This window comes from Mycobacterium sp. IDUB_17 (assembly GCF_055419465.1).
This window is the reverse complement of record NZ_JBVAXS010000004.1, coordinates 146,883-169,596: the sequence shown is the minus strand read 5'-3', so window position 1 is coordinate 169,596 and position 22,714 is coordinate 146,883. Positions and strand designations below refer to the sequence as shown.

Sequence of the window (22,714 nt, the reverse complement as noted above, 5' to 3'; positions counted from 1 at the left end):
GGTGAGAAATCTCGCGGTGAGAAACATCTACGCACCCACCCCTTCGGTCGCCATCAGCGTCGAAGCGTGCGGATCGAACGGGCACCCACCGTCCAGGTGCGCCACATACTCGTCCCGGAAATGCTGGATCGAGGACATGATCGGGCTGGCCGCACCGTCTCCCAATGCGCAGAAGGACTTTCCGAAGATGCCGTCGGCGATGTCGAGCAGCTTGTCGATATCGGCCTGGCTACCCGCACCGGTTTCCAGCCGGGCATAGATCTGGGCCAGCCAGTAGGTGCCCTCGCGGCACGGTGTGCACTTTCCGCAGGACTCGTGGGCGTAGAACTGGGTCCAGCGCCGTACGGCCCGCACCACACAGGTGGTCTCGTCGAAGATCTGCAGCGCCTTGGTGCCGAGCATGGACCCGACGGAGGCCATACCCTCGTAATCCAGTGGCACGTCGATGTGTTCGGCCGTGAGTAGCGGTGTCGACGAACCGCCCGGGGTCCAGAATTTCAAGGTGTGCCCGTCGCGAACACCGCCGGCATAATCGAGCAGTTCGCGCAGCGTGATCCCGAGCGGTGCCTCGTACTGGCCGGGCCGGTTGACGTGGCCCGACAGCGAATACAACGTGAAGCCGGGGGATTTCTCCGAACCCATCGACCGGAACCAGTCCACCCCGTTGACCAGGATCGGCGGGACACTGGCGATGGACTCGACATTGTTGACGACGGTCGGGCAGGCGTACAGGCCCGCGACGGCGGGAAACGGTGGCCGCAACCGCGGTTGGCCACGCCGGCCCTCCAGGGAATCCAGCAGCGCGGTCTCCTCGCCGCAGATGTAGGCGCCCGCACCGGCGTGCACGGTCAGCTCCAGATCGAAGCCAGAGCCGAGGATGTCGGTGCCCAGATATCCGGCCGCATACGCTTCGGCGACCGCGGCCTGCAGACGCCGCAGCACCGGGACCACCTCACCGCGCACGTAGATGAACGCGTGGCGGGCCCGGATCGCGTACGCCGCGATGATCACACCTTCGACCAGGAAGTGCGGGGTGGTCAGCAGGAGCGGAATGTCCTTGCACGTACCGGGTTCCGACTCATCGGCGTTGACCACGAGGTAGTGCGGCTTGGCCCCCGCGCCGTCTTCACCCTGCGGGATGAACGACCACTTGGTCCCGGTCGGGAACCCGGCGCCGCCGCGTCCGCGCAGTCCGGAATCCTTCACCAGCGCGATCACGTCGTCGGGCCCCATCGCCAGGGCCCGCTGCAGCCCGCGGTAACCGTCGTGGCGGCGGTAGGTGTCCAACGTCCACGGTTCTGGTTCGTCCCAGAATCGGCTGAGTACCGGGGTCAGTGCGGTCATTCGATCGGACCTGCCTCAGGAGCGGACATTCCGCGTTTGTGGGCTTCACGCAGGCCGGCCAGGGTCGCTGTGCCGGGGGCGCCGCCCGACACGTGCGGATTGGTCAGGCCCGCCAGGGTGCGCGCCGTTTCCCGGAAGGTGCACAGTGGTGCCCCGCGCGTCGGTGCCGGGGGCGTCCCGCCACGTAAGCCGTCCACCAGATCTCGTGCCGACGACGGAGTCTGGTTGTCGTAGAACTCCCAGTTGACCATCACCACCGGGGCGTAGTCGCATGCCGCATTGCACTCGATGTGTTCGAGGGTGACCCGGCCGTCCGCAGTCGTTTCCCCAGCGTGGATGTCGAGATGATCCTGCAGTGCGTCCAGAATCGCGTCGCCGCCCATGATCGCGCACAGCGTGTTGGTGCAGACGCCGACGAGGTAGTCGCCGGTAGGGGTACGCCGGTACATCGAGTAGAACGTGGCCACCGCGGTGACCTCGGCATCGGTCAGGCCCAACAGCGCTGCGCAGAAACCGATTCCGGCAGGTGTGAGGCAACCGTCCTCTGCCTGCACCAGATGAAGCAGCGGCAGCAGGGCGGAACGGGCGTCAGGATAGCGGGCGGTGATCTGCTCGGCGTCGGCGCTGAGCCGGGCCGTCACCTCATCCGGATACGCCGCGGGCCCGTTGATCGGCGGGCCCGCTTCATCGGGGCGCTGCCCCAGTTGAATGAATACGTCGCTCATCCGTGCTGTCTCCTCTTCGCGCAAGCGCTCCTGCCCGGTTTCCTCTTCGCGCAAGCGCTCATCAGCGATCAACTCCACCCATGACCGGATCAATCGACGCCACCGCGGCAATGGCGTCAGCCACCATGCCGCCCTCGCACATCGCCGCCACCGCTTGCAGATTCGTGAACGAGGGGTCGCGGTAGTGCACGCGGTACGGCCGGGTGCCACCGTCGGACACGATGTGCACCCCGAGCTCCCCGCGCGGGGACTCCACCGCGACGTACACCTGCCCGGCCGGTACCCGGATGCCCTCGGTGACGAGCTTGAAGTGATGGATCAGCCCCTCCATGGAGTGGCCCATGATCTTGGCGATGTGCTCGGGGGAGTTGCCCAGCCCGTCCGGGCCGAGCTTGAGATCGGCCGGCCAGGCCAGCTTCTTGTCGGTGATCATCACCGGACCGGGGCCGAGTTTCTCCAGTTTGGCGACGCACTGCTCGACGATCTTCAACGACTCGCGCATCTCCTTGACCCGGATGATGTACCGGCCGTACGAGTCGCAGCGGTCATCGGTGATGACGTCGAATTCGTAGTCCTCGTAACCGCAATACGGTTGTGCACGACGCAGATCGTGGGGGAGTCCGGTGGAGCGCAACACCGGGCCGGTGATCCCGAGCGCGATGCACCCGGTCAGGTCGAGATATCCGACACCGACCGTGCGGGCCTTCCAGATGTAGTTCTCGTTGAGCAGATCCTCCAAGTCCTGCAGGCCTTTCGGCAGTAGATCGAGTAGCGCGCGAATCTGGCTCACCGCATCGTCGGGTAGGTCGGCGGCCAGCCCGCCCGGTCGGATGTAGGCATGGTTCATCCGCAGGCCGGTGATCGACTCGAAGACCCGCAGGATCTCTTCACGTTCCCGGAATCCGTAGAACATCGCGCTCATCGCGCCGAGCTCCATCCCGCCGGTGGCCAGCGCCACCAAGTGCGAGGAGATCCGGTTGAGCTCCATGAGCATCACCCGGATCACGCTGGCGCGCGGCGGGATATCGTCGGTGATGTCCAGCAGCTTCTCCACACCCAGGCAGTACGCCGTTTCGTTGAAGAACGGCGAGAGGTAGTCCATCCGGGTGACGAACGTGACGCCCTGCGTCCAGTTGCGGTATTCCAGGTTCTTCTCGATGCCGGTATGCAGATAGCCGATGCCGCAACGGGCTTCGGTGATGATCTCGCCCTCGATCTCCAGGATCAACCGCAGCACCCCGTGGGTCGACGGATGCTGAGGACCCATGTTGACCACGATGCGTTCGCCGGCATGCTCGCGGGCCGCAGCCACCACGTCGTCCCAGTCCTGTCCGCCGACCACCACGACGGGGGATTCGGTACTCATCAGGTGTAGGACCTCCGCTGATCGGGCGGCGGGATCTGCGCGCCGTGGTATTCGACCGGAATACCGCCCAGCGGATAGTCCTTGCGCTGGGGATGGCCGACCCAGTCGTCGGGCATCTCGATCCGGGTCAACGCCGGATGCCCGTCGAACACGATGCCGAAGAAGTCGTAGGTCTCGCGTTCGTGCCAGTCGGTGGTCGGATAGACCGTATACAGCGACGGAATGTGCGGATCCGCGTCGGGCGCCGCGACTTCCAGCCGAATCCGGCGGTTGTGGGTGATCGACATCAGGGGGTAGACCGCATGGAGTTCACGGTCGGTGTCGTCGGGGTAGTGGACACCGCTCACACCGAGGCACAGCTCGAACCGCAATTGGGGATCATCGCGCAAAATGCTGGCCACAGCGGGTAGTTGAACCCGGCTGACCTCCAGGGTCAGCTCATCTCGATGAACCACCACGCGCTCGATCGACACCGCATAGCGCTCCTCGCCGAGGATTTCGGTGAGCAGGTCCACCACCTCGTCGAAATACCCGCCGTAGGGGCGCGGGGAACTACCGGGTAGTGCCACCGAACTCACCAGCCGGCCGTACCCCGACGTGTCGCCCGTGCCCGAGGCGCCGAACATGCCGCGGCGCGTCGCGATCACCTCGGGCCCCTGGCCTGTGCCCGCCCCGGTGCTCTCGGTGCTTCCGTTGGCCGTGCTCACCGCAGCAGACCCTTGAGTTCGATGGTGGGTGTGACCGCCAGCGCTGCCTTCTCGGCTTCCCGGATCGCCTCCTCGCGGTTCACCCCGAGTGGCATCTGCTGAATCTTGTCGTGCAGCTTCAGGATTGCGTGCAGCAGCATCTCCGGTCGTGGTGGGCAGCCGGGCAGGTAGATGTCGACGGGCACCACATGGTCGACGCCCTGGACCACTGCGTAGTTGTTGAACATGCCGCCTGAGGAGGCGCAAACCCCCATGGCCAGCACCCATTTCGGCTCGGCCATCTGGTCGTAGATCTGCCGCAGCACCGGTGCCATCTTCTGGCTCACCCGGCCCGCCACGATCATCAGATCAGCCTGCCGCGGCGTCGCCGAGAATCGTTCCATCCCGAACCGGGCGATGTCGAAACGCGGTCCGGCCGTCGACATCATCTCGATTGCGCAGCAGGCCAGGCCGAAGGTGGCCGGCCACAACGACCCCTTGCGCACGTATCCCGCGACCGCTTCGACCGTCGACAGCAGGATTCCACCGGGCAGACGTTCCTCTAGTCCCAATTCAGGCCTCCTCGCCGCCAGACGTAGGCGTACGCCACGAACACCGTGAGCATGAACAGCAACATCTCCACCAGCGCGAACAACCCGAGGTTGTCGAAGGCCACCGCCCACGGATAGAGGAAGACGATTTCGATGTCGAACACGATGAACAACATCGCGGTCAGGTAATACCGGATGGGCATGCGTTGGCCGGTCACGCCGGCGGCGCCGGGCTGCATCGGCTCGATACCGCATTCGTAGGCCTCGAGTTTGGACCGGTTGTAGCGGCGCGGGCCGATGACGAGCGCGATCCCCACGGAAACCACGGCGAACGCCGCCGCGATCGCTCCGAGAACCAAGATGGGCGTGTATAGATTCATGCCACTTATCGCTCCCTCGGTGGGCTGTCGATGTGAGCTAACCCACAGCCTAGCGAGGTTTGCGGCCTGCGCCACACATTTTGGTTAGTATCGTTTCATATCGGGGCAGCGTGTCGCTGCGGCCAGAGCCATGCCGCGAACAATCAACGGCAACACGGCAATTCGAAAAAGGGTTACTGGACCGGGGTGCGCAGGAGCGACACCACCGCATCGCCCAACCGGATCGGATCGATCGGGTGCGGCACGGCCGCCTCGGCCCGTGACCAGCTAGCCAGCCAGGCATCGTCAGGACGCCCGGTCAGCACCAGGATCGGCGGGCAATTCGCGATCTCGTCCTTGAGTTGTTTGGCGACGCCCATGCCCCCGGCCGGGGTGGCCTCACCATCGAGGATGGCCAGGTCGATACCCCCGGCGTCCATCCGCGAGATCACCATCGGTGCGGTGGCGATCTCCACGTATTCCAGTTCGGGCAGTTCCGGATGCACGCGTTTGCCCAGTGCGAGACGTACCTGTTCGCGGGTGCGCGGGTTGTCGCTGTACACCAGGATGTGCAGCGGCGCGGGGCCGGCCATGATGCCGATGCTACTGCGCGGGGCCCCGTAGGCCGGACAACTCAGCGAATCCTGTTGTGGGGCATCAGACTCGGGTGAACACAAGTTCACCGGACAGGACTGTGGTCGGACCGACCATCCCCAGCAGGTCTCCCGACACGCCGAAGTCGTCTCGTTGAACCTGGCACTGGCCCGACAGCCGCAGCGCGCCGTCGTCGAGGACCTGCACATCGACCGGTAAATCGATGGGCTTCGACACTCCGCGAACCGTCAGGACCGTCGTCAACTGCACCCTGTCGTCGGACGGGCCCAAACCCGTCACCTCCATCGTGATGCCGGGATGGGCCTGGGCGTCGAAGAAGTCGGCGGATCGCAGATGGTTGTCCCGCTTGCTGATCCCGGTGCGCACCGATGCCGCGGCGATCACCACCCGGCCGTTCACCCCGGCGCCGGCGGAGCCTTCACCGGTGAACTCGGTGAACCGCCCGGTGACCGTCGACAGGCCCCACAGTGTCTTGTTCCGGAACGTCACGGCGGACCGATCCGGAACCAGTGTCCAGTTCCCGGCGCTCGCGGTGAGGATGTCGCTGATCGTGGCCATGCCATCTCCAGTCTTGTCGGGCCGGATGAACGGCTCGGGTCAGGTGAGCAGCGGCGCGATGTCCTTCGGATCGAAGTACTCGTCGATGCGGTGGATCAGACCGTCGGTACCCACTTTGATCACGATGCACACCCGCAATGCGATCAATGTGCCGTCAGGTGCGCCGGCGTGCAGGAGGTGCTGCTGGACGAATCCGCCGTCGAAGAACTGCCGGTCCAACACCTCGTAGCGGCGCTCCCGGGTGGCGTTGATGAACCAGTCGATGACTTTCAACGCGCGGGGCCGGTCGTTGTCCCTGGAATCGCCGGCGTGCCATACGACGACGTCATCGGCCCACAGCTGAGCTACACCGGCCTTGTCGCCGCGCTCGATCGCGTCGAACAGTCGGTGCGCGACGTCGTCGATGAGTTCGACTTCGGCAGGGGACATCATCGGCTCCTCGGGTAGGGCTTGACCTCAATGGCTATTCAGGTTTCAGACTCGAATCATGAACTCCACGCCTGCACAGTCGCTGTTCGACGAAGCCTACGAGTCCCGGACCGCGCCCTGGGTCATCGGCGAGCCGCAACCGGCCATCGTCGAGTTGGAACGCACCGGTCGTGTGGGCGGCAAGGTGCTCGATGTCGGCTGCGGCGCTGGTGAACACACCATGCTGCTGACCCGGCTCGGGTACGACGTCCTCGGTATCGACTTCTCCGAACAGGCCGTCACCCAGGCCCGGGAGAACGCCGCGCAGCGTGGCATCGACGCGCATTTCGCCGTCGCCGACGCGACCCGCCTCGGTGCGGAGCAGGACCCGCGTTACGACACGATCGTCGACAGTGCGCTGTTTCATGTCTTCGACGATGCCGACCGGCCGCGCTATGTGGCCAGCCTGCACCGGGTAGCCCGGCCTGGTGCGACGGTGCACGTCCTGGCGCTGTCCGACGCGGGTCGTGGGTTCGGACCCCAGGTCAGCGCCGAGGTGATCCGCCAGGCCTTCGCCGATGGCTGGGAGCTGGAGGCGCTGGACACCACGACATACCGCGGCGTGGTGGGTGCGGCCCATGCCGAGGCGCTGGGGGAGCAGGTCGGAGCCCGGGTGGACGAGCCGGCGTGGCTGGCCCGGATCCGCAGGCTCTGACGGCTCCGGCGGCCTTCCCGACGCACGCCGAGTTCTACACCAGGGCTGTGCCGGCGCGGCGCCCACGACCGTGGTGTAGAACTCGGCGCGACGGGGAGTCACGGTTCGTCGTAACCCGGATGCGCGGCGGCAAGCCGTTGACGCACCAGGATGCGTAGGCAGGCGGTGACGTCGTCGGCCCGGTCATCGAGTTCGCCGGCGCGGATCGCCGCCGCCAGCGCGGCCTCATCGGTGAACCCGACCCCGGCCAGGGCCTCAGACGAGGCGGTGGCCGCAGCAGGGGTGTCGGAGGCCAGCAGTTCGCGTTCGACCATCCGTAGCGCGTTGGCGGCGACCCTGGCCTGAAATTTCACCGGAGCTGCGACCGTCTCACTGTCGCGCACCTCGGTGTCGAGAAATTCCGCGACCGCGGCGACGAGTTCGGCCGCGGTCGGCCGTCCGTACAGGTTGCTCACCAGCTGCTCCCGTCCAGCAGACACAACAGGTCCCACTCGGTCTCACAGACTCGACGCCCGATCGTCGCCAGCTCTACCGACGGGGTCTGCCCGCTCAGGTGTCGTTCTGCCTGATAGCGGCAGATGACGCCCCAGCGCAGCGTGGCGAGCACCAGCCACCAGCGGATCGCGGACCTGTCGAGGGTGGCGCCGCCGGCTTCCTCGTAAGCGTTCAGAAAGCTCTCGATGCTGCCCAGCCCGCCCGCGCCGAGGATGGCCGGGGCCCCGAACCGCCAGGCCCGGATGCAGAACCAGGTCAGGTCCTCGTATACCTCGCCGAGGTGCACCAACTCCCAGTCCAGTACCGCGGCCAGGCCCGAGTCGTCGACGATCACATTGCCCATCCGGAAGTCGCCGTGCACCAGCCGCAGTGGCGAGGCGGGTGGCCGGTTGGCGGCCAGCCAGCGAAACGCCCACTCGAAAGTGGCTGTGGTGTCGCCCATCTCGTCGAGCTGCTCCCGCCACTGGGACAGCTGGTCCTGCTCGGCGAGGCCCGGTAGCGCGGGCGGTTCGGCCCGGTGGATGGCGGCCAGCGCCTGTGCGCACTGGGCGAGCAGCCGGGCCCGGCCGTCATCGTCGAGCGTGCGTTGAATGCGCCGCACGATGGTCTCGCCACCGATGAAGTCACAGATCAGGAAGGGATCACCCAGCGCGGCAACGGAATTGTCGGCGATCAGCACGTGGGGGACCGGCGCCCCGGCTAGAGCCGCTGCCCGTTGGGCACCGGCCTCCAGCTCCATCCCGGCATGTATCTCATCGGGTGCGCCGGTGCGCAGGATCAACGGGCGCCGAGCCGAGTCCGTGATGGCGTCGAAGGACCACGTGGTGCGGCTGGCTCCGCCGGTCAGCTCACGCAGGTTCTCCACGGCCACCCCGTCGCCGAGCACGGGGGTGAGAACATCGACCAGCCGGGAGGTGAGCAGGCCGGTCTCGGTCACCGCTTGGCCTTGCCGAACCCGAACAGCCGCTGCGCCACCCGGCGCATCTGGATCTCCTCGGCGCCTTCGGTGATGCGGTAGCGCCGGTGGTGGCGGTAGATGTGCTCGAACGGTTCGTGACGGCTGTAGCCGATGCCACCGTGCACCTGCATGGCCCGATCGGCGGCTTCGCACACCAGGCGGTTGGCGCGGTAGTTGGCCATCGACACCTTGTCGGACACTTCCATGTGGTGGTTCTGGTCCAACTGCGTCGCGGCGTAACGGACGAGCAGCCTGACCATCTGGGCTTCGGTCTGCAATTCCACCAACGGCCACTGCACGGCCTGGTTCACCGCCAGCGGCTTGCCGAACACCATGCGCCGGTTGGCGTAGTCCACTGCGCGGTCGATGCAGAACTGGGCCGCGCCCAGGCTGCTTGCGGCCTGACGAATCCGGTTCTCGTGCAGGAACGTCTGCCCGACCTCCAAGCCCCGGTCGACCTCGCCGAGCACCGCGTCGTCGGGCACCCGTACGTTGTTCAACTCGACCTCGCCGTGATCGGTCGGCATGTTGAACGTCCACCAGTAGAACGGGACGGTGAAACCCGGTGAATCGGTGGGCACCAGAAATGCGCTGATGCCACGGGCCTGTCCGGGCTCGCCGGAGGTCCGGGCGAAGATCAGATCGTGGGTGGCGCGGTGTACCCCGGTGTTCCACCGCTTGCGGCCGTTGATGATCCAACCGTCGCCGTCTCGGACCGCCGTCGTCTCCAACCAGGTGGCATCCGATCCGTGGTCGGGCTCGGTCAACCCGAAGGCCATCGAACGCTTGCCGGTGAGCATCGCCTCGACCCAGTCGGCCTTCTGCGCCTCGGTGCCGAACCGATCCATCATGATCACCTGAGGGAAGTTTCCCACGATCGAGGACTCGTCCTGCAGATCGTTGTGCAGCCCGAGGCCCTTGTGCGCCAGGTGTTCCCGGATGACCGCCATATCCAGGTTGCTGCCGTCCCGCCCGCCGAACCGGGCGGGCAGACCGTAGCGCAGCCATCCGGCGGCATCGGCCCGGCGACGCATCTCGTCGAGCAGATCCTCCCAGGCCCGGGCGGGCACTCCGCCGTTCTCCCAGTCGGTGCGGGCATATTCGCGGCGCTGGTCGAAGTACTGCATGTGCTCGCGCTCAAGTGGCTTGATCTCGGCCTCGATGAACTCGTCCATCTCGGCAAGCACAGTCGAAAGATGGTCGGGTAAAGCGAAATCCACGATGATCTCTCTTTCTCGGGTCGGAAGCTCGGGTCAGAAGCCGTACAAGGTTCTCTTCCAGATGGTGGACAGGGTGGCGATGGCGTCGGCATCGCTGATCTCGATACCCAGCCCGGACTGGCCGACAAAGACCGTGGTGAAGTTCTCGAACAACAAGGCGATGGCCGCGCCGACATGCTCTGGCTGCAGTCCCTGAGCGTGGCCCTGTCCCTGGGCGTGGTGCACCGATGCGATGACGATGTCGATACCGAACCGGCGGAACTTGTTCTGCACGTCGGCGAATCGCTGCTGGGTGGCCGCCAGTTGGGCGACCGCGATCATGATGCCGATGTTCTGTTTGAAGATGTTCCAGTAGCCGGTGACCACCGTGGTGAAGAACTCGGTGTCGTCAGGGGAGTCCGGCAGGTGCAGGTTCAGGCCGGACGGTTCGACGACGTCGTGCAGGAACGATTCGGCCAGCGCCGCCAGCAGGTCCTCTTTGTCGGTGAAATACCGGTAGAACACCGCCGGGCTCTTGCCTGCAGCCGAGGTGATGTCGGCCAGGGTCGTGCCGTGAAAGCCGCGCTCGGCGAACAGCTTCCGCGCAGCCAGTTCGATGGCAGACCGCGTCTGGCGGCCTTTGGTACCCAGCTCGGCAGCGGTCATCGACGCCTCAGCCCAGGATCCGGTCGCCGGCCCGCAGCAGCGCGCTGGGTAGCTCATGGCCCACGGCGTCCTGGGCGACACGGGCCGCCTCGATGGCGGCGGTCAGTTCGACATCGACCGCGATGTCGCTGTCGCGCAACATGTAGACGAGGTCCTCGGTGGCGATGTTGCCGCTGGCACCCGGCGCGAACGGGCAGCCGCCCAAACCGCCGACCGACGCATCCAGACGGGTGACCCCGGACTGCACGGCCGCGTAGGCACTGGCCAGGCCCGCTCCGCGGGTGTTGTGGAAGTGTGCCCCCAACGGCAGATCACCGATCAGCGGCCGGACCTGCTCGATCAACGAGCTGACCCGGCGCGGGGTGGTGGTGCCGATGGTGTCGGCAATGGCTATCCGGTTCACGCCGAAACCGACGGCAGCCGAGGCGATGTCGAGCACCCGCTGCGGATCGGTCGGGCCGTCGAACGGGCAGTCCCACGCGGTGGCGATGATCACCTCCACCGAGGTGTCGCTGTCACCCGCGATGGCCACGATGTCGGCGATCTGTGCCGTGGCCTCGGCCGAGGTGCGTCCCACGTTGGAATGGGAGTGGGCGTCCGATGCGGACACCACGTACTCGATCGACCGTAGGCCGGCGGCGATGGCGCGTTTGGCGCCGTTGGGGCTGGCCACCAGCGCGGAGAACTCCACCTCGGGGAACCTGTGCAGTTCTTCGGCGAGTTCGGCCGCATCGGCCAGTGCCGGTACTTTCGAGGGCGAGACGAACGCCGTCGCCTCCACCTCCCGTACCCCGGTCGCGACGATGGCTTCGAGAATCGCAACTTTGGCGGACAACGGAATCGGCGTCTCGATCTGCAGGCCGTCCCGCAGGCACACCTCGCGGATATCGACCTTCGTCGGCAGGTTCATCTCACAGCACCCCCTCTGCGCGCAGGGTTTCCAGGTCTTGTGCACTGCGCCCGAGCAGGTCGCCGTACACCTCGTCGTTGTGCTGGCCCGGCCGGGCTGAGCCGGCGTTGCGGATCGTGCCGGGTGATTCGGAGAGCACCGGGACGACGCCGGGGCCTTTTACGGTCCGTCCGATCCGCTCATCGAAGTGGTCGGCGATCATCCCGCGGGCCTGCAGTTGCGGATCTTCCACCACCTCGGCCACGGTGTTGATCGGCCCGCTGATCACACCGGCCTGCGACAGGGTTTCGATGATCTCCTCCGGCTGCCGCTTGCCGGCCCAATCGCCGATGATCTTGTCCAGCTCGTCCTGATTGCGGCCGCGGGCAACGTGATTGGCGAATCGATCGTCGGTTGCCAGCTCGGGGCTCCCCATCGCCGCGCACAGCCGGCGGAACACGGTGTCCTGATTGGCGGCGATCACCACCCAGCTGCCGTTGGCGCTCTGGTAGATGTTCGACGGCGCGATACCTTCCAGCCGCGTGCCCGACGGCCCGCGTACCACCCCGCCGATGTCGTAGTCGGGGATGGTGGATTCCTGTATCGCCAGACAACTTTCGGTGAGCGCGGTGTCGACGATCTGCCCCTCGCCGGTGACGGTCCGCCGGTACAGCGCGGCCAGGGCGCCCTGGGCGGCGAACATGCCGGCCAGGCTGTCGCCCAGCGACAGGGCGAGCCGCGGCGGGGGGCCGCCGGGGAACCCGTTCATGTGCCGCAGCCCGCTCGACGCCTCGGCCACCGAGGCATAGCCGGCCTTGCCGGCGTCCGGCCCGGTCTGTCCGTATCCGGACACCCGCACCAGGATGATGCCCTTATTGCGTTCGCGCAGAACGTCGTAGCCCAGATTCCACTTCTCCAGGGTGCCGGGCCGGAAGTTCTCCACGATGATGTCCGACCGGTCGACCAGCTCGAGGAACAACTCGCGGCCCTTGGCGGTCCGAAGGTCCAGGGTGACGGCCTTCTTGTTGCGGGCGTGCACGGTCCAGAAGAAGTGGTGCCCGTCGAGCTCGGCCTGCCCCCAGGTGCGCAGCGGATCCGGGGTGGCCGGCAGTTCGATCTTGATGACTTCGGCACCCATGTCGCCGAGCAGGCGGCCGGCGAACGGACCCGAGATCAGGGTGCCGAGCTCGATCACCCTGATGCCGTCCAAAGGTCCGGTGGTCATGCCGGATCCAGCGAAAATCCGTGCCGGTGCAGCCAATCCGTGCAGATCGCGACGGCCTGGCGGAGAGTGTCGCGCTGATCCGGGCCCGAGTAGTAGTGGTTGGCTCCGGGGATCTCGTGCATCTCCTTGTCGGAATGGCCGATCGCCTCGTACAGCCGGCGGGTGTGGCTGGGCGTACAGGCGTCGTCGGCCAGATTGCCGATCACCAGGGCGGGGACCGCGATATCCGGCCCGGCCTTGACCGCGTCACCGTTGGCGTCGTCGTAGCTCCACTGCGATAGCCAGCTGCGCAGCGTGCAGAATCTCGCCAGGCCGACCGGGCTCATGTTTACCACCTGGGGATCACCCAGATAACACGTACCGGGTTGGCGATCGTTGGGGTCGACGGTGGGGTCCAGCCACCGCGGGTCCGCCATGGTGCCGTGCACGACGAAGGCGAACTCGTCATCGGGACGTCCGGCGGCCTTGAGTTCCGCCAGCTTTTCCTTGACCCACTTGGTGATTCGCCGGTTCCGGGCGATCTGGGCCTGGTGGTAACGCTCCAGGAACTCCGGCGTGTAGGGCGGCTGGTTGGGGTTGTCCGGGTCGTAGAGATCGAGTTCCGGGTCCCGCTTGGTCGGGTCGTTCTCGTCGAGGATGGACGCGTCCATCCATTCGGTCATCGTGCCGTGCCGGCTGATGTGCGCGGCCAACAGCATGATTCCGTCGGCGGGGATCAGGCCGAGCTTGGTGAGGTCTGGCCCGTCACCGGACGGGCTCGCCGTCACCGTCGGATGCTGGGCCTGCTGTTGGTAGAACACCGACAGCGACCCGCCGCCACTCCATCCGGCCAGGACGACCTTGTCGTAGCCCAGTCGGTGCTTGGCGTCCTTGATGCACTCGCCGAGATCCTCGACCACCTTCTCCATGAGCAGTGCCGAGTCGGTGCCCCGGAACCGGCTGTTGCAGTAGATGACGTGGTGTCCGGCGCGGGCCAGGGCATTGATCATGGGCAGGTACGCGCCGCCGCCGATCGGGTGCATGAACACCAGCACCGTATCTGAGGACTTCGACTTGGGCCGCAGCAGGTAGCTCTCCAGCACGACGAGTTCTGCGACGCCGCCGTACACGTCGCGCACCGACGAGTTGTTCTGGTAGGCAACCAGATACGGGATGCGGTCGTATTCGTGCTTCACAGGCGCTTCAACAGTTGTCATCTCTAGTGCTGCCCCAGATCGTTGGCGAGGATTTCGGCGGACGGGATGAGACGGCGGCGGGTGTCGATGGCGATCACCGACCAGTCGACGCGGTCGTAGTCGTCGAACTTTCGGCGGGCACGTTCCCGCGCCTTCTCCGGGGCTCCGTGGTGAACACCCTGTGGTGCATGGGAAACCAGGCCGGGCGGCATCGGGATGCCGTACAGCGAACCACCGTGGAAGAACGCGATCTCGTCGTAGTCGACGTTGCGGTGATACCACGGGGTGCGCTCGGTGCCCGGCACGGTTTCGGCGGGCTTGGGCAGGAAGTTCATCACGTACACACCGGTGGCCTGCATGAAGAGGTGCACGGTCGGTGGCAGGTGCACGCTCTCGGAGGTGATGACGGTGTAGTCCTCGATATTGAAGGTGAACGGGAAGTTGTCGCCCCGCCAGCCTTCCACGTCAAGGGGATTGTGTTGGTAGAACAGCGAAGTCGGCCCGCCTTCATGAATCAGACGGACCTCGTATTCTCCGGCGTCCTGCGGCCCGACGCCGTCGTCGATCGGCTGCGGCTCTGGAATGGTGACCTGCGCCGGGTCGAACGGGAAGTGGCGGCCCAGGGTGCCGGCCGGCGGAACCCGGAAATCGTCGGTGGCCTGGATCATGAGCCACGTGCTCTCGGTGTCCGGCACCTGGCGGAATGTGCAGGCCTTCGGGATGTAGACCCAGTCGCCCTCGCGGTAACGCAGCGGGCCGAACTCGGTCTCCAGGAGGCCCGATCCCTTGTGGACGAACAACAGTAGGTCGCCGTCGACGTAGCGGACGAAGAACGGCATCTCCTCGGTACGCCGGCTCAGCAGCACCTGGCAGTCGGCGTTGGAGAACATCAGCAGCGGGCCGCCCTGGGCATCGGTGGCGTCGCTGGGCTTGAGCTCACTGGACAAAACGTCGGTGGGGCGCAGCGGGCCGACGGTGCGGTAGGCGGTGGGGTCATTGCGCCGGTACATGTTGGCGGTCCGGCCGACGAAACCGCCGCGACCGAGTTCGTCGTCCTTGAGGCCGTCGAGGTCGGCATGCACCCGTTTCGGGGTCTTGCCTTTACGCAGGTGGACGAAGGATTCCATGCTCGACTCCTGAAAGGTGCGGGGCAAAAAACTGAAAGTGACTTTACTTTTTGTTAAAGCCGGTGACAAGGGGTTCTGCGGACTGAACTTCCGCGTTTTGGGCTCGGCTTCCCGGGGTAGCCCTCCAGCGGGCGCCCAGGCTCGATGCTGCCCGTCGGTGTCAACGAAAGGACTGTCATGAGAAAGGAATTGGAAGGCCGCAGGGTCGGGATTCTTGCCGCCGACGGTGTGGAGCGCATCGAACTCGAACAACCCCGCGCGGCCGTCGAGAACGAGGGCGGTCACGTCGAGCTGCTGTCACTGAGGGCCGGTGAAATCCAGGCTCGTGATCACGATCTCGAACCGGCGGGCACCTTTCCGGTGGACCGCACGGTTGCCGAGGCGAAGGTCGATCAGTTCGACGCGCTGATCCTGCCCGGGGGGACCGTGAATCCGGACAGATTGAGGCTCGACAAGTCTGCGGTGGCGTTCGTCCGCGATTTCGTCCGATCGGGCAAGCCCGTCGCGGCGATCTGCCACGGACCGTGGACCCTGGTCGAGGCGGACGTGGTACGCGGCCGCACGCTCACCAGCTATCCGAGTATCCGCACGGATCTCGGGAACGCCGGTGCCACCGTGGTGGACCGGCAGGTCTGCATCGACGGCAACCTGATCACCAGCCGCGCCCCCGGCGATCTGCCCGCGTTCTGTGAGGTGATCATCGAGGCGTTGGCGTGCACACCGGCCCAGACGTGAGCGCCGGTCGACCCCGTCAGATCATGGACGTTCGGGGGATCTTCATGCCCAGCGTCAATGCACCGGCCAGCTCGCGGCTGGTGTCGTAGTCGAACACCACGTGGCCGGACAGGACGTCGACGTCGCGCTTGAACCGCTGCAGCGGGCTGGACAGGAAATGGATGCTCGCGCCGCCTGCGCCCAGTAGATCGGCGATCACCGCCTTGGACTCGCTGACGATATGCGCGGCCGACAGCCGGGCCTGCGCGCGCACCGGCTTGTCCACCGAGTCTCCGGCCGCCACGATGGCCTCGATCTCGCCGACGGTGTCGGCCAGCAGGGCGCGCAACGCCCGCACCCGCACCTGCGCCCCGGCCAGATGGGCCTGAGCGATCGGCTTGTCCTTCTGTATGACGCCTTCGTAGGGCAGCACTCGTTCGCCGAGGCGCTGCGCGTAGATCTCGGTGACCCGCTCGGCGCTGCCCAGCGCGGGCATCGCTGCCAGCAGGGCCAGGGCGGGCACCATCGGCCAGCGGTAGGAGGAGCTGTCGTGTAATCCGGCGCCCGGGGCCGTGCCGGAATAGATGTCGAGCACTTTCACCAGTCGGTGCTCCGGCACGAAGACGTCGGTGGCGATGACGTCGTTGGAGCCGGTGGCCCGCATGCCATCGGTGTGCCACACGTCGGCCACGGTCACGTCGCTGATCGGCAGCAGCGCCAGCGCCGGATACAGCGCATCGTCGGGGCCGCACAGCGCGGCGACGATGATCCAGTTGCCGTGCATGACGCCGGTGGCCCAGGACCACCTGCCGGTCAGGCGGATCCCGCCGTCGGCCGGCAGCCCGCGTCCGGTCGGCGCGAGTGGGGCCGGGGCCAGGAACGGTCGGCTCGCGAACGCCTCCTCCTGGGCCTGCTCACCGAACAGCGCCAGCATCCAGTTGTGCAGTGCCAGGAAGCCGATGGTCCAGGCGCTCGACGTGCAGCCATGGGCCATTCGGCGCACGGGATCCAGGACCGCCGGGAAATCTGCCTGCTGACCGCCGTAGCGGGCGGGCACCAGGAGTTCGGTGAAACCGGATTCCACAAGTTCGGTCACCGTCGCGTCGGGAAGCCGGCGCAGCTCTTCGGCTTCAGCGGCCCGCTCGGCCAGTCGTGCGACGAATTCGGCGGTGATGGAGCGCTCAGTGATGGGGGGTGACGTCATGGTCCGAAAACTACCATACTTTTTAGTATGGTCGAGTTGGTGGCCCGGCGGAAGGCGCTGAGCGGGCATTTCGAAAACCGGTTGGCGACGATCGGATAACCCTCCGGACACCAGTTGTGAACAGAAAGGCATCGGCGTTCATCGAGTGCGGTGGGCGCGGACCGGGGGTTGGCGGCGTTTTCCCAGGTAGATCAACTGGGTGCGCGTGATAGATAAAGCCGAATTCACTTTTTTGAATCCGTAGATATGCAGTTCGGCGGCGCGCGGCGGGTTTTCCACCGTCGTGGGCCCGTGATTTACTCATGGCGCAACAACTGAATTCTTCGGTCCGCTCTTCAGAGGCACCGGCTCGGGCGAGCGGGCGTGACAGTGCAGTGACTCCGTCGCTGCGGTGTCGCTGGGCGATGCTGATCGCTGATCGCGCAAATGGCGTAATGACCGGAAGACGGATGGATTCGCAGTATGACCTTCATTGACAAGATTCGTGGCCATTGGGCCCGCCGCATGACGGTGGCGGCTGTGGCAGCCCTGATGCTGCCTGGCTTGATCGGCGTTACCGGCGGATCGGCGACCGCGGGGGCATTCTCCCGGCCGGGCCTGCCGGTTGAGTACCTGATGGTCCCGTCGCCGTCGATGGGCCGTGACATCAAGATTCAGTTCCAGAGCGGTGGGCCGGGTTCGCACGCGGTGTACCTGCTCGACGGCCTGCGCGCCCAGGACGACTTCAACGGCTGGGACATCAACACCAACGCGTTCGAGATGTTCCTGAACAGCGGTCTGTCGGTGGTCATGCCCGTCGGTGGTCAGTCCAGCTTCTACACCGACTGGTACTCGCCGGCCTGCGGTAAGGCCGGCTGTGTCACCTACAAGTGGGAGACCTTCCTGAGCAGCGAGCTGCCGGCATGGCTGGCCGCCAATCGCGACGTCGCGGCCAACGGCAACGCCGCGATCGGTCTGTCGATGGCAGGCTCCGCCTCGCTGATTCTCGCGACCTACCACCCGGACAAGTTCATCTACGCCGGTTCGATGTCGGGCTTCCTCAACCCCTCCGAGGGCTGGTGGCCGTTCCTGATCAACATCTCCATGGGTGACGCCGGCGGCTTCAAAGCCAACGACATGTGGGGTCCGACGGAAGACCCGAACAGCGCCTGGAAGCGCAACGACCCGATGTTGCAGATCCCGACGCTCGTCGCCAACAACACCCGCCTCTGGATCTACTGCGGTAACGGCCAGCCCAACGAGCTGGGCGGCGGCGACCTGCCTGCCACCTTCCTCGAAGGCCTGACCATCAAGACCAACCGCACCTTCCAGGACAACTACATCGCCGCGGGTGGCACCAACGGTGTGTTCAACTTCCCGGACAACGGCACGCACAACTGGGCCTACTGGGCCCGGGAGCTGCAGGCCATGGTTCCGGACCTGCAGCGGGTGCTCGGCTAAGCCGAACAACACGCGATAACGAAATCGCCCAGAACACCATGTGTTCTGGGCGATTTCGTTGTGTGCGGGTCCGTACCTGGTCTGGAAGCCGCCGGAGACCTTCGCCACCGCACGTCCTGAGTACCAGCCGGCCCGGGCCGCGCCGCCGTACTCCGGGGTGTTCAGCACATCGGTCGGCGTCGTCACCCCAGTTGGCCGAGCAGACGCGAGAACCCCCCAAAACCATGGTTTTGGGGGGTTCTCGCGTCTGCTCGTGCAGAAAAAAGGGCTACTTCAGTTCGGCCGAGGACAGCCCCAGCAGGCGGCGGGCGACCACCAGCTGCTGGATCTGCTGCGTGCCTTCGAAGATGTCGAGGATCTTGGAGTCGCGGGCCCACTTCTCCAGCAGGGTCTGTTCGGAATAGCCGGTGGTACCGGCCATTTCGACGGCCTTGAGGGTGATGTCGCTGGCCACCCGGGCGGCCTTGGCCTTACCCATCGAGGCTTCTTTGGAGTTGGGGATGCTGTTGTCGGCCTGCCATGCGGAGCGGACGGTCAACAGGTACCCGGCCTCCCAGTCGGCCTCCATCCGCAGGAACTCCGCCGCGGGGGCGCTCTGCGCATGGGCCGGCTTGTCGTAGGAGATCTCGATGCCCGCATCGGTGAGGATCGCGCGCAGGTCCTCCAGCGCGGCTCGGGCGATGCCGACCGCCATGGCCGCCACGATCGGCCGGGTGTTGTCGAAGGTCTCCATGACCCCGGCAAAACCCTTCTCCACGTGGATCTCCGGATCACCCAGCAGGTTGTCCTTGGGGATGCGGGCGTTCTCGAAGCGGATCACCGCGGTGTCGGACGCCTTGATGCCCAGCTTGTGCTCCAGGCGTTCGACGGTCACGCCGGGATGTTCGCGCGGCACGATGAACGACTTGATCGCCGCCCGGCCCAGCGACTTGTCGAGCGTCGCCCACACCACGATGTGGGTGGCACGCGAACCCGCGGTGACGAAGATCTTCTCGCCGTTGATCACGTAGTCGTCGCCGTCGAGCGCCGCGGTGGTGGTCACCGCCGCCGAGTCCGAGCCGAAGCCGGGCTCGGTGATGGCCATGGCCGCCCACACGTCCTTGCCGAGGCGCTCGAGCTGCTCGGGGGTTGCCACCGAGGAGATGGCGGCGTTGCCCAGGCCCTGACGCGGCACTGACAGCAGCAGGGCGACATCGCCCCAGCTGACCTCGAGTGCGTTGACGAGTGCGGACATGTTGGCGCCGTTGACCGTGACCTTGTCGCCCTTGGTGTTGGCGTCGTCGCGGAACGCCTCGGCGCCGGCGAACGAGATCGTCTTGGCTTCCGAGATGCCTTCGAACAGCGTGGCCAGCGTATCCAGCTCGACCGGGTAGGCGTGCTCGGCGAGGTCGTACTTGCGCGAGATCGGGCGAAGCATCTCGGCGGCGCCCTGGTGGCCCTTCTCGATGACCGCCTGCAGCTTGCGGGGCATTTCCAGATTGATTGCCATGATTAGTCTTTCAGCTCAGAAAAGGAATGACACCGGGCTAGATAACGACGACACCCTCGGCGACGCCGATGGCCCGCAGATCGCGGTACCAGCGCTCGACCGGGTGCTCCTTGGTGTAACCGTGACCGCCCAGCAGCTGCACGCCGTCCAGGCCGATCTGCATGCCCTTGTCGGTGCCGAGCTTGCGCGCGAGGGCGGCCTCGCGGGCGAACGGCAGACCCTGCTCGGCGCGAGCGGCGCCGCGCCAGGTGATCAGCCGCAGGCCGTCGAGCTCGATGGCGATGTTGGCGGCCATGAACGCCACCGACTGACGATGGGCGATCGGCTCGCCGAACGCGGTGCGTTCCTTGATGTAGGGGATGACGTAGTCGAGCACCGCGTGCGAGGTGCCGACGGCCAGCGCGGCCCAGCCCAGCCGGGACAGCGCGATCGCTTCGGAGTAGTCCTGATCGGTGGCCCCGTCCTCGCCGAGGAGGTTGCCGAGCGGCACCGCCACGTTGTCGAGTTCGATCTGGCCGAGGGCGGCGGCACGGATGCCCATGCTCGGGTCGGCCTTGACGGTAAGCCCGGCCGATGAGGCTGCGACGATGAACAACGCCGGCTTGCCGTTCAATTGTGCTGCCACGATGAACAATTCGGCATCGGCGGCGGCCGGCACCAGCGACTTGACGCCGGAGAGGCGGTAGCCGCTGGGGGTGCGCACCGCGGTGGTCTTGAGCGCGGTGGGGTCGAACAGGGCGTGCGGCTCGGCGATCGCCACGCAGGCTTGCGGCACGTTCTCGCCGGCGAAGTCCTTGAGATAGGTGGCCTGCTGGTCGGCGCTGCCCCAGTGGGTCAGTGCCGAGGCGACGCCACCGGGAGCCAGGATCGGCAGGGCCAGACCCATATCGCCGTAGGCCAGTGCCTCTGCGACGAGTGCATTGGTCACCGTGCTGCGGTGTTCGGCGATGCCGTCGAAGTCCTCGGGCACGTTGACGGCGGTGATGCCCAGTTCAGCGGCCTTGGCGATCAGATCCGCGGGGTAGGCGGCGGCTTCGTCGGCGTCATGCGCGGCGGGGCGCAGGATCTCCGCGGCGAATTCGGAGACCGTCTCGACGATCATCTGCTGGTCTTCGTCGGGGGTCAGATCGAAGTAGTCGGCCCCGCTGGACTTCAGCCGGGTCGGTGCCTTGCCCAGGCCCTGAACCCGCTGGAATTGCCGGGTGACCGCACCTGCAGCCGAAAAGCCGTGTTTGACACCGTATTTGATACCGCGATTGAGCGAATCGCGCAGGCCGTAACGGTCCAGGAATTCCTGACCGACGATGGGCGTGATCAGCGCCAACCCGATGTCGGTCGCGGTCCGTTTGTGCTTGTGCAGCCCGACCGCGCTTTGCTGGCCGGAGCTGGAGGGACGGGAGGGGGTGCCGTTCTTGGACGGCAGGGTGTTGGTCATGTCAGCTGCCTCTGCTGGTCGGGGCGACGCATCTGACCGTATCTTACTCTAGAGTAAGGTATGGCATCTGTTACCAACTTCACACCGTCGGGGGATCAGGGTTCCGCTGCCGAAAGGCGGTCGTGCCGCTCGCGGTCTGCGCACACCACGTCTATGTGGGCCTCGGCCCACGACGTGATCCCGACCATCGGATGGTGCAGCGAAAGGCCCAGGTCAGTGAGCTCATAGGTGACCGTGACCGGCACGGTCGGGGTCACCGTCCGGGTGGGCAACCCGTCGCCTTCGAGAGATCGCAGCGGCTGGGTGAGCATCTTCCGGCTGACTCCGGCGTGGCGCCGGGACAGTGCATCGGACGCGGTTCGCCCGCGCCGCCGACTCCGGGGCGCGGGCCGTCGCCACCGAGCGTCGCCAGGATCAGCGCGACCCACTCGTCGCTGATCCGGTGGAGTAGTTGACGGCTGGGGTGGTTCGCCAGGAAGGCGTCGTATTCGAGCTTTGCTCGCTGATGCCCACCGGACGCTCGCCAATGGCTGCGTACGTGGCCGGCCTGTCCTCCGGCCGTGAGCTCAGTTGCCGGCGAGCCTGTTCAACACCGCTGCATGCAGCGGCCCGTTGGTGGCCAGCGCGCTGCCTCCGTGCGGGCCCGTGGCGCCGTCGATGCTGGTGAATGTGCCGCCGGCCTCACGGATGAGAATGTCCAGGGGAGCGATGTCCCACAGCTTCACCTCGGGCTCGCAGGCGATGTCTACCGCGCCCTCGGCGACCATGCAGTACGACCAGAAGTCGCCGTAGGCGCGCACCCGCCACACCGCGTCGGTCAGTTCGACGAAGCGGTCGCGACGGTGCTCCCACCCGGTCGTCAGATCCGAGTACGACAGGCTGGCCGACGCGAGGTCCGTGACCCCCGACACCGACAATTTCCGAGTTGCCCCGGCGAACGAGCCGAACGCGCCCTGGCCGAGTCCGGCCCACCAACGCCGCGCCAGGGCCGGCGCGCTCACCACGCCGATGGTCGGGACGCCGTCTTCGAGCAACGCGATCAACGTGCACCACACCGGGACGCCGCGGACGAAGTTCTTGGTTCCGTCGATCGGGTCGATCACCCACTGGCGGCCGGTCAATGTCGTTGTGCCCCCGAACTCTTCGCCGAACACCGTGTCTTCCGGGCGGGCCGCGGCCAGCGAGGCGCGCAGCGCTTCCTCGGCGCCTCGGTCCGCATCGGTGACGGGGGTGAGATCGGGTTTGGTCTCGATGTGCAAATCCAGGGCGCCGAAGCGATCCATGGTCAGTGCGTCGGCCTGGTCGGCCAGTTCGAGGGCCAGTGCCATGTCATCTGCGACGGAACTCATGGCTGCAGTCCTACCATGGGCC

At 66.3% G+C, this 22,714-nt stretch carries 24 protein-coding genes and 1 pseudogene; 3 read left to right on the top strand and 22 right to left on the bottom strand.

Annotation, left to right across the window (positions count from 1 at the left end; translation table 11 throughout):
* Positions 1-27 precede the first annotated feature (27 nt).
* The 9 genes from nuoF to ACZYZ7_RS18290 all read right to left on the bottom strand — a co-directional run bounded on the left by nuoF (position 28) and on the right by ACZYZ7_RS18290 (position 6,633).
* Entirely contained in the window at positions 28-1,344 is a 1,317-nt protein-coding gene (gene nuoF / locus ACZYZ7_RS18330; RefSeq protein ID WP_450070190.1) for an NADH-quinone oxidoreductase subunit NuoF, read from the bottom strand.
* Positions 1,341-2,069, bottom strand: coding sequence for an NADH-quinone oxidoreductase subunit NuoE (nuoE, locus tag ACZYZ7_RS18325; protein WP_450070189.1), 729 nt, complete (start codon positions 2,067-2,069; stop codon positions 1,341-1,343). The genes nuoF and nuoE overlap by 4 nt, the downstream gene beginning before the upstream one ends.
* A gap of 61 nt (positions 2,070-2,130) precedes the next feature.
* Positions 2,131-3,435, bottom strand: coding sequence for an NADH dehydrogenase (quinone) subunit D (gene nuoD, locus ACZYZ7_RS18320; protein WP_135453358.1), 1,305 nt, complete (start codon positions 3,433-3,435; stop codon positions 2,131-2,133).
* On the bottom strand, positions 3,435-4,142 hold the full coding sequence (locus tag ACZYZ7_RS18315) for an NADH-quinone oxidoreductase subunit C (RefSeq protein ID WP_450070188.1): 708 nt from the start codon (positions 4,140-4,142) through the stop codon (positions 3,435-3,437). Before ACZYZ7_RS18315 ends, nuoD begins: the two co-directional genes overlap by 1 nt.
* The gene (locus tag ACZYZ7_RS18310) at positions 4,139-4,693 is read right to left on the bottom strand and encodes a NuoB/complex I 20 kDa subunit family protein (RefSeq protein ID WP_029106617.1); all 555 of its coding nucleotides are present in this window, start codon (positions 4,691-4,693) and stop codon (positions 4,139-4,141) included. The genes ACZYZ7_RS18315 and ACZYZ7_RS18310 overlap by 4 nt, the downstream gene beginning before the upstream one ends.
* A complete protein-coding gene (locus tag ACZYZ7_RS18305) occupies positions 4,684-5,052 on the bottom strand; it encodes an NADH-quinone oxidoreductase subunit A (protein ID WP_055112226.1) in 369 nt (122 codons plus the stop codon). Before ACZYZ7_RS18305 ends, ACZYZ7_RS18310 begins: the two co-directional genes overlap by 10 nt.
* 173 nt (positions 5,053-5,225) lie before the next feature.
* The gene (locus ACZYZ7_RS18300; protein ID WP_450070187.1) at positions 5,226-5,624 is read right to left on the bottom strand and encodes an Rv3143 family two-component system response regulator; all 399 of its coding nucleotides are present in this window, start codon (positions 5,622-5,624) and stop codon (positions 5,226-5,228) included.
* Positions 5,625-5,688: 64 nt separating this feature from the next.
* Entirely contained in the window at positions 5,689-6,204 is a 516-nt protein-coding gene (locus ACZYZ7_RS18295; RefSeq protein ID WP_450070186.1) for a YceI family protein, read from the bottom strand.
* 39 nt (positions 6,205-6,243) lie between these two features.
* On the bottom strand, positions 6,244-6,633 hold the full coding sequence (locus ACZYZ7_RS18290) for a nuclear transport factor 2 family protein (protein WP_450070185.1): 390 nt from the start codon (positions 6,631-6,633) through the stop codon (positions 6,244-6,246).
* Positions 6,634-6,691: 58 nt separating this feature from the next.
* Between ACZYZ7_RS18290 and ACZYZ7_RS18285 the strand changes: the two genes are divergently transcribed.
* Positions 6,692-7,327: a class I SAM-dependent methyltransferase gene (locus tag ACZYZ7_RS18285; RefSeq protein WP_450070184.1), complete on the top strand. Its 636-nt coding sequence runs from the start codon at positions 6,692-6,694 to the stop codon at positions 7,325-7,327.
* A 98-nt stretch (positions 7,328-7,425) separates the two neighbouring features.
* Here ACZYZ7_RS18285 and ACZYZ7_RS18280 read toward each other — a convergent pair whose 3' ends face one another.
* Genes ACZYZ7_RS18280 through ACZYZ7_RS18245 form a run of 8 tightly spaced genes read right to left on the bottom strand, consistent with a single transcriptional unit; the run spans position 7,426 to position 15,061 of the window.
* On the bottom strand, positions 7,426-7,782 hold the full coding sequence (locus tag ACZYZ7_RS18280; RefSeq protein ID WP_450070183.1) for a DUF6285 domain-containing protein: 357 nt from the start codon (positions 7,780-7,782) through the stop codon (positions 7,426-7,428).
* Positions 7,779-8,759 (bottom strand): phosphotransferase family protein, encoded by a 981-nt coding sequence (locus ACZYZ7_RS18275; protein ID WP_463741487.1) that lies wholly within the window; start codon positions 8,757-8,759, stop codon positions 7,779-7,781. The genes ACZYZ7_RS18280 and ACZYZ7_RS18275 overlap by 4 nt, the downstream gene beginning before the upstream one ends.
* Positions 8,756-10,000, bottom strand: a complete 1,245-nt coding sequence (locus ACZYZ7_RS18270) for an acyl-CoA dehydrogenase family protein (protein ID WP_450070181.1) — start codon at positions 9,998-10,000, stop codon at positions 8,756-8,758. Before ACZYZ7_RS18270 ends, ACZYZ7_RS18275 begins: the two co-directional genes overlap by 4 nt.
* Before the next feature lie 33 nt (positions 10,001-10,033).
* Positions 10,034-10,645, bottom strand: coding sequence for a TetR/AcrR family transcriptional regulator (locus tag ACZYZ7_RS18265; RefSeq protein WP_463741486.1), 612 nt, complete (start codon positions 10,643-10,645; stop codon positions 10,034-10,036).
* Positions 10,646-10,652: 7 nt separating this feature from the next.
* Positions 10,653-11,555: a hydroxymethylglutaryl-CoA lyase gene (locus ACZYZ7_RS18260; protein ID WP_463741485.1), complete on the bottom strand. Its 903-nt coding sequence runs from the start codon at positions 11,553-11,555 to the stop codon at positions 10,653-10,655.
* 1 nt (position 11,556) lies between these two features.
* A complete protein-coding gene (locus ACZYZ7_RS18255) occupies positions 11,557-12,759 on the bottom strand; it encodes a CaiB/BaiF CoA transferase family protein (protein WP_450070178.1) in 1,203 nt (400 codons plus the stop codon).
* Positions 12,756-13,955 carry an alpha/beta hydrolase family protein gene (locus ACZYZ7_RS18250; RefSeq protein ID WP_450070177.1) on the bottom strand — a complete coding sequence of 400 codons (1,200 nt, stop codon included), beginning with the start codon at positions 13,953-13,955 and terminating at the stop codon, positions 12,756-12,758. The genes ACZYZ7_RS18255 and ACZYZ7_RS18250 overlap by 4 nt, the downstream gene beginning before the upstream one ends.
* 2 nt (positions 13,956-13,957) lie before the next feature.
* Positions 13,958-15,061: a homogentisate 1,2-dioxygenase gene (locus ACZYZ7_RS18245; RefSeq protein WP_135453371.1), complete on the bottom strand. Its 1,104-nt coding sequence runs from the start codon at positions 15,059-15,061 to the stop codon at positions 13,958-13,960.
* A 177-nt stretch (positions 15,062-15,238) separates the two neighbouring features.
* On the opposite strand from ACZYZ7_RS18245, the gene ACZYZ7_RS18240 reads away from it, so the two are divergent.
* On the top strand, positions 15,239-15,796 hold the full coding sequence (locus tag ACZYZ7_RS18240; RefSeq protein ID WP_450070176.1) for a type 1 glutamine amidotransferase domain-containing protein: 558 nt from the start codon (positions 15,239-15,241) through the stop codon (positions 15,794-15,796).
* A 16-nt stretch (positions 15,797-15,812) separates the two neighbouring features.
* On the opposite strand, the gene ACZYZ7_RS18235 is transcribed toward ACZYZ7_RS18240, so the two are convergent.
* The gene (locus ACZYZ7_RS18235) at positions 15,813-16,979 is read right to left on the bottom strand and encodes an acyl-CoA dehydrogenase family protein (protein ID WP_450070175.1); all 1,167 of its coding nucleotides are present in this window, start codon (positions 16,977-16,979) and stop codon (positions 15,813-15,815) included.
* Positions 16,980-17,441: 462 nt separating this feature from the next.
* On the opposite strand from ACZYZ7_RS18235, the gene ACZYZ7_RS18230 reads away from it, so the two are divergent.
* Positions 17,442-18,419 (top strand): esterase family protein, encoded by a 978-nt coding sequence (locus ACZYZ7_RS18230; protein WP_135453374.1) that lies wholly within the window; start codon positions 17,442-17,444, stop codon positions 18,417-18,419.
* Positions 18,420-18,687: 268 nt separating this feature from the next.
* Here ACZYZ7_RS18230 and ACZYZ7_RS18225 read toward each other — a convergent pair whose 3' ends face one another.
* The 4 genes and pseudogenes from ACZYZ7_RS18225 to hisN form a co-directional block, all read right to left on the bottom strand.
* Positions 18,688-19,908, bottom strand: coding sequence for an acyl-CoA dehydrogenase family protein (locus tag ACZYZ7_RS18225; RefSeq protein ID WP_450072810.1), 1,221 nt, complete (start codon positions 19,906-19,908; stop codon positions 18,688-18,690).
* 37 nt (positions 19,909-19,945) lie between these two features.
* Entirely contained in the window at positions 19,946-21,343 is a 1,398-nt protein-coding gene (locus ACZYZ7_RS18220) for an acyl-CoA dehydrogenase family protein (RefSeq protein ID WP_450072811.1), read from the bottom strand.
* A 95-nt stretch (positions 21,344-21,438) separates the two neighbouring features.
* Positions 21,439-21,818, bottom strand: a pseudogene (locus ACZYZ7_RS18215) (winged helix-turn-helix transcriptional regulator).
* A 91-nt stretch (positions 21,819-21,909) separates the two neighbouring features.
* Entirely contained in the window at positions 21,910-22,692 is a 783-nt protein-coding gene (gene hisN, locus ACZYZ7_RS18210; protein WP_450072812.1) for a histidinol-phosphatase, read from the bottom strand.
* Positions 22,693-22,714 lie beyond the last annotated feature (22 nt).

Bases quoted from the DNA above. Each gene is read 5' to 3' on its own strand.
- ACZYZ7_RS18220 (WP_450072811.1), bottom strand. From the start codon at position 21,343: ATGACCAACACCCTGCCGTCCAAGAACGGCACCCCCTCCCGTCCCTCC.
- ACZYZ7_RS18230 (WP_135453374.1), top strand. From the start codon at position 17,442: ATGACCTTCATTGACAAGATTCGTGGCCATTGGGCCCGCCGCATGACG.
- nuoD (WP_135453358.1), bottom strand. From the start codon at position 3,435: ATGAGTACCGAATCCCCCGTCGTGGTGGTCGGCGGACAGGACTGGGAC.
- ACZYZ7_RS18255 (WP_450070178.1), bottom strand. From the start codon at position 12,759: ATGACCACCGGACCTTTGGACGGCATCAGGGTGATCGAGCTCGGCACC.
- ACZYZ7_RS18235 (WP_450070175.1), bottom strand. From the start codon at position 16,979: ATGACGTCACCCCCCATCACTGAGCGCTCCATCACCGCCGAATTCGTC.
- ACZYZ7_RS18285 (WP_450070184.1), top strand. From the start codon at position 6,692: ATGAACTCCACGCCTGCACAGTCGCTGTTCGACGAAGCCTACGAGTCC.
- ACZYZ7_RS18290 (WP_450070185.1), bottom strand. From the start codon at position 6,633: ATGTCCCCTGCCGAAGTCGAACTCATCGACGACGTCGCGCACCGACTG.
- nuoF (WP_450070190.1), bottom strand. From the start codon at position 1,344: ATGACCGCACTGACCCCGGTACTCAGCCGATTCTGGGACGAACCAGAA.
- hisN (WP_450072812.1), bottom strand. From the start codon at position 22,692: ATGAGTTCCGTCGCAGATGACATGGCACTGGCCCTCGAACTGGCCGAC.
- ACZYZ7_RS18250 (WP_450070177.1), bottom strand. From the start codon at position 13,955: ATGACAACTGTTGAAGCGCCTGTGAAGCACGAATACGACCGCATCCCG.
- ACZYZ7_RS18305 (WP_055112226.1), bottom strand. From the start codon at position 5,052: ATGAATCTATACACGCCCATCTTGGTTCTCGGAGCGATCGCGGCGGCG.
- ACZYZ7_RS18245 (WP_135453371.1), bottom strand. From the start codon at position 15,061: ATGGAATCCTTCGTCCACCTGCGTAAAGGCAAGACCCCGAAACGGGTG.
- ACZYZ7_RS18225 (WP_450072810.1), bottom strand. From the start codon at position 19,908: ATGGCAATCAATCTGGAAATGCCCCGCAAGCTGCAGGCGGTCATCGAG.
- nuoE (WP_450070189.1), bottom strand. From the start codon at position 2,069: ATGAGCGACGTATTCATTCAACTGGGGCAGCGCCCCGATGAAGCGGGC.
- ACZYZ7_RS18240 (WP_450070176.1), top strand. From the start codon at position 15,239: ATGAGAAAGGAATTGGAAGGCCGCAGGGTCGGGATTCTTGCCGCCGAC.
- ACZYZ7_RS18265 (WP_463741486.1), bottom strand. From the start codon at position 10,645: ATGACCGCTGCCGAGCTGGGTACCAAAGGCCGCCAGACGCGGTCTGCC.
- ACZYZ7_RS18260 (WP_463741485.1), bottom strand. From the start codon at position 11,555: ATGAACCTGCCGACGAAGGTCGATATCCGCGAGGTGTGCCTGCGGGAC.
- ACZYZ7_RS18295 (WP_450070186.1), bottom strand. From the start codon at position 6,204: ATGGCCACGATCAGCGACATCCTCACCGCGAGCGCCGGGAACTGGACA.
- ACZYZ7_RS18300 (WP_450070187.1), bottom strand. From the start codon at position 5,624: ATGGCCGGCCCCGCGCCGCTGCACATCCTGGTGTACAGCGACAACCCG.